The 5,195-nt window shown below is 46.0% G+C and carries 3 protein-coding genes; 1 reads left to right on the top strand and 2 read right to left on the bottom strand.

Annotated elements, in window-relative coordinates:
* Positions 1 to 288: DUF7133 domain-containing protein (locus ACKPQ4_RS01365; protein ID WP_456151851.1), on the bottom strand; the 288-nt coding region annotated here is incomplete at its 3' end.
* Positions 289 to 415: 127 nt separating this feature from the next.
* Here ACKPQ4_RS01365 and ACKPQ4_RS01360 point away from each other — a divergent pair.
* A complete protein-coding gene (locus tag ACKPQ4_RS01360; protein WP_407679415.1) occupies positions 416 to 2,344 on the top strand; it encodes a metallophosphoesterase family protein in 1,929 nt (642 codons plus the stop codon).
* Here the strand turns inward: ACKPQ4_RS01360 and ACKPQ4_RS01355 are convergent.
* The coding region (locus ACKPQ4_RS01355) for a HEAT repeat domain-containing protein (protein ID WP_407679414.1) at positions 2,345 to 5,195 on the bottom strand (2,851 nt) is incomplete at its 5' end.

Below are 5,195 nucleotides of genomic sequence, written 5' to 3'. Positions count from 1 at the left end.
AGTGCGAAATTCACCTACCCACATTCTTCCCTGATCATCCCAATCAATAAAGACAGGATCTTTCACCATGGGTTCGCTCGCCACTAACTCCACCTTGAAACCGGGAGCCACTTTCATCATCGACAAGGATTCCTCGGGAGAATGCAAAGGTACAACCCCTGGAGTCCACTTTCTCCAATTCAACGAGTCTAACAGTTGGGGACTTTTTTCTTTTTTATCGCCCTCCTGGGCATTCATAAATCCCGTAATCAAGGAAAAAAGTGTAAAAAGTAAAAATAAGAATTTCATGATTTTTCTATCTATTTGAATTACCCTTCCAAACAACTCGATTGTCACATGTAAAGCAACTCGATTAATTCATATCAGTACTTTATTAATTATTGCCATTCATAAAACAATCGGCGAAGGAATTATTATGAAATCTCGAATTTTATTTATAATTACCGCATTGCTACCTTCTTTATTTTTAGAAGCAGAACCAGAATCAAAAGAACTATTTGGAAAAAACTTCTCCCATTTGGATCATCTCTCAACCGGTCAATGGTGGAAACGCGCAAGACCTCCAGAGGTACCTTCCAAGAAAGGAAAACCTCCCAAACGAATCATTGAATTAAAAGTTCCACGTGACGAGGTAGTCGCCTTTGCTTTGTATACCCAAGACCGTGGAATTCTAAAACTAACGGGACAACTATACCCACTTATGCCGAATGAACCCCGATCCGTTCGACTTGAAATAAAGGATGGGACAAAATGGAAGGAAATTTCCAAGGTTCAAGTTACCTATCCGGGTTGGAGCGCTCACTTTCGTATAAAAAACTGGAATTCGTCCATGGATACTCCTTATCGGGTAAGGCATGGGAAACGAGCGTCTTTTAATGGAACTATCCGCAAGGATCCGACCGACCAAGAGACCATTGTTGTTGGAAACTTATCTTGTAATTCCAGTCGTACTAAAGGCCCAAGGCCCCAAATTATTGAAAACCTTAAATTAATTGATCCAGATGTATTATTCTTTGCTGGAGACCAGACTTATCACCATACCGAGCACACCGCCGGGTGGATTGAGTTTGGGCTGCAGTTCAGAGAGTTAATGAAAGACCGCCCTACTATCACCATTCCGGATGATCATGACGTTGGGCAAGCTAATCTTTGGGGCGAATCGGGCATACAGGCAACATCACCCGAGGGAAATAGCGGAGGTTATTTTTACCCTATTCCTTATGTTAATATGGTACAACGACAACAGACTTGGCATCTACCTGATCCGGTCGACCCAAAAAAGTTAAAAAGGGGACTAGAAGTATACTTTACCAGGTTACGGGTAGGTGGAATTGATTTCGCCATCTTAGAAGACCGGAAGTTTAAAAGCGGACCGTCTGGAAAAATACCTCCCATGGGACCCCGCCCCGATCATATCAACGATCCATCCTATGATCGCAACGCGGTTGACTTGGACAATCTTGTACTGCTCGGCGATCGCCAGTTGAAATTTCTTTCCACATGGAGTCAGGACTGGGAAGGTGCCGAGATGAAAGCGGCGCTTTCTGCAACAGCGTTTTGCGGAGCGGTACATATTCATGGCCATCCGAATAATCGATTGCTTGCCGACTTGGACAGTAACGCTTGGCCCCAAAAAGGGAGAAACAAAGCACTTCAGGAATTACGAAAAGCTTGGGCCCCACATTTATGCGGGGATCAACACCTCGCAGTATTAGTTCAACATGGAGTTGAATCTTATCGGGATGGACCCTTTGCGTTTACCAGTCCTGCCATTGTGAACACCATCTACGGACGATGGTGGAGACCAGAGAACGAAAAGCCCGGTTTGCGTCCCATTTCCAACTCCCCACTTCCCTGGACTGGTGACTTTAAGGATGGCCTTGGCAATCTGATAACTATGCACGCTTATGCCAATCCCGAAAACCGTCAAAACGAGTTAAAAAGAGCCGATGGTTTTGGAGTGGCCCGTTTCAATAAAAGAAATAGAGCTATCACTTTCGAATGTTGGCCCCGTTTTGCCAAGGTAACTGACGGGGACAACGCACAATTTGCAGGCTGGCCAGTTACGGTAAAAATGGCTGATAATGATGGAAGGAAAATCATGGGTTGGTTACCAAAGCTCGTATTTTCCAAGAAAAACCAAGTGGTTCAAATCAAGAACTTAAAGACTGAGGAAATCCTCTACACCGTTCGAATAAATGGAAACACTTTTCATCCCAAAGTGTACTCCATGGATCCACACGAAGTACGACTTGGTGAAAACGGCCCTGAAACCCAGTTCTTAACTAATTGTAATCCTGTTAAAGACCCAGCCAAAGCAAAAGTGCTTTCTGTTAATCTCTAATTAATTCCCGTGCTTAAGAGACTTGGATACCCCACGATTCCTTCGGGTGGACTCAAGGTAGGCAATAAGGTCACGCAGGTCAGCAGTAGATAAGACTTGCCCCATAGGTGGCATAGCAGAGATGGGAGGTGAAAGTTGGGAAACTTCTTTGCGGGCGAAAGTTAAATCCTTCCCATCCATAGTGATTAGTTTGACCTCTTTCTTATTTTCATTCGCCAGTCTCCCAGAATAAGCCTCTCCATTTTTAAGAATAACGGTGGAAAGGCCATAACCGGGTGTAATCTCTGCACTTGGGTTTACAATCGACTCCAACAATTTTCCACGACCAAGGCGTTTTCCGACAAGGCTTAAATCCGGGCCCTGCTCTCCTCCTGTTCCATTTATTTTATGACATTGCATGCAGGCACCTTGCCCTTGAAAGATTGCCTCACCAAGGCTTGGATCTCCACCGCTTAAAGCAAGGTTATACATATTACTTTGGTTGGAGGAAAAACTGTTCACTATCGATCGAACCTTAAGATCATTGGACTGTTTGATGGCCTCGTAAAGGTCGAGCCAGACACTTCGATCAATACCATTCTTTCCTGATCGGGTTTTCCAAAATTCCACCAGACGCTCGGGGTATCTTTCTCCAATGCTAATAATTGCCTGTTTTGCTAGTTCAGGTACACCTTGTAGACGCACTGCTTTTTCAGCCTCTGTAATGGATTCTTCAAGGTTGCGTGAGTAGGCTTCTCCCAATGCAAGAGCACGCAACCTAGTATCCGAATCTTTTAACAGTTGTAAAAGCAAGCTATTGCTAATTCCACCTTTAGCTTCAAGAAGACGACTAAAAAAGGCGACGCGTAGCTTACTGGTAAGCCCTTCGTTAAGAACCTGATTCTGTAAGTCATTAAGATTTAATTCGATTCCCAAAACAGCAGAAACTTCTGTTGCCAGAGTGAGGAAATCTGTTCTCTTTTCCTTTTCAAGGTAGCTCTGATAGCGGGAGGCATGCTTGCCAGACAATGCACGAGACTTCTCGCGTGGATGGGAAGAAGGACGAAATGAACCAAGAATTGGGTCCATACTTGGGTATTCATCCCATTGCTCTAAAGCACGAAAAGCCAAGTTCTGGACTTTACTATCAAGAGAAGAATCCATGGCCATATCCAATACCCTTGCAAAACCATCGGCAGTGCCCCACCGGGCAGCAGCCACCAAAAGACGGGATTGAATAAAAACAGGCAAGCCCTTGTAGCTTACCTGAAGCAGGCGTGCACCCACCGATTCGTCCACCACGGATGTATCATACAGAGCACGAATTGACTCTATTCTGACAAGCCTACTTGAATCATTAAGGAACTCGGCTACACCCGGATGCTCCTTTTTACGAAGAATAATTACTCCCAGCAGACGCACCTCAGAAGATGAATGCTCGGACCAGGATAACGCCTGTTCCACTGTGACAATTCGATCAAAGGCGGAAAGGATCGCATGTCGTAATGTAATATCAAATGAAGCACCTTTATTTCGCTCGGTAATTTGGATGAGTGCCTGAATCACCTCCTTATCCCCAACTGGAGATAATCGACCTAAGGCGATCGCACACAAAGATACTACCCTCGGCGAGGGATCTTTGAGGCCAGCAATCAAAGAGGCACGTGCTTCGTTTATCTTAATATCTCCACAGGTTCGAGCCGCATTAGCACGAAGCTCAGTTATTGGATGAACCAGGCTTTCGACTAAATATTCCTTGGCATTCTCATTGCCTGAGCGGGCGAGTTGGCCCAACCCCCAGACAGCATGCAATGGAGCAAGCTCTCCAACCTTGGCGTTTGATAAAATATGGGCGAATAATGAGACTGCTCCATCAGCACCCTTCTGTACGATTGCAAACTGGGCTTCCTGCCGCACCCTTTGATCAGAATGCCTTAGTAGACTACTCAGCTCACTCAAAGTTCGATGAGAAAACCCCTCTTTAACGAGCCGAGCAACTTTTCTTCCTGCCTCTAAAAAAACGGAATCCAACGGTTCTGCAACCTGGACACTTCCCTTATCATCTGGCCCCCACCCCGCTCCATATTCAACAAAGAAAACACGCCCATCATAACCAAGCTCTACATCTGATGCATTCAGGGAGGAGAGGAATGGAGTAACCTCGCCCACCGCAAAGCCTGAACCCCTCGCCTCTATGGGAATCGTTAGCACATTGGACCTTGTGGGCGAACCGCGATAATTACACATTAAAAACTTTCCCCGTAATTCAGGGGGAACAGCAGGACCAGTCATAAGAACCACACCCGATGGCCCATTGCCCACATGGCCAATCGGCGGGTAAATCCATTGGGGAGCCGACTCACTGTACAAATCAAAAGATCCCTCTCCCACCCAAGTCGCCTGCCAAAGGCGAAAATTTCCCCAGTCCAATTTATTGGCATGTTGGTGGTGTGACTGGTAATCCGCAGTCCATCCCGAATCGGTGTTATCCATTACATAGACCACCCGTGCACGGTCGCCAAAGTCTCCGGTGTTATCAAAAGTAAAGAGGTTTCCTAAATCATCGAAAGCAATCTCCTGTGGGTTGCGCAACCCATGAGCATAGACCTCAAAATTCGAACCGTCATCATCACACCGAAAAACAGCCCCTCGTTGGGGAGCGGATTTTCGAATGCCTGCATCGTCAACCACGCTGTAGCCGCGATCTCCAACCGAGAAATACAGACGACTATCAGGCCCGCGAATCACCCCATGTAAATCATGTCCTTTAAAACAAGCCCGTACCCCAAATCCCTCAACCAAGCGGTCATGTTGCTCTGCATGACCGTCATCATCCCCATCGGTCAATTTCCGCAAAGCTGGAATACAGGTG

The sequence above is a fragment of the Candidatus Chordibacter forsetii genome, from assembly GCF_964187505.1.
Classification (GTDB): Bacteria; Verrucomicrobiota; Verrucomicrobiia; order Opitutales; family Seribacteraceae; genus Chordibacter; species Chordibacter forsetii.
Note: the sequence above shows the minus strand (reverse complement) of the source record. Positions and strands in the feature narration are given on the sequence as shown.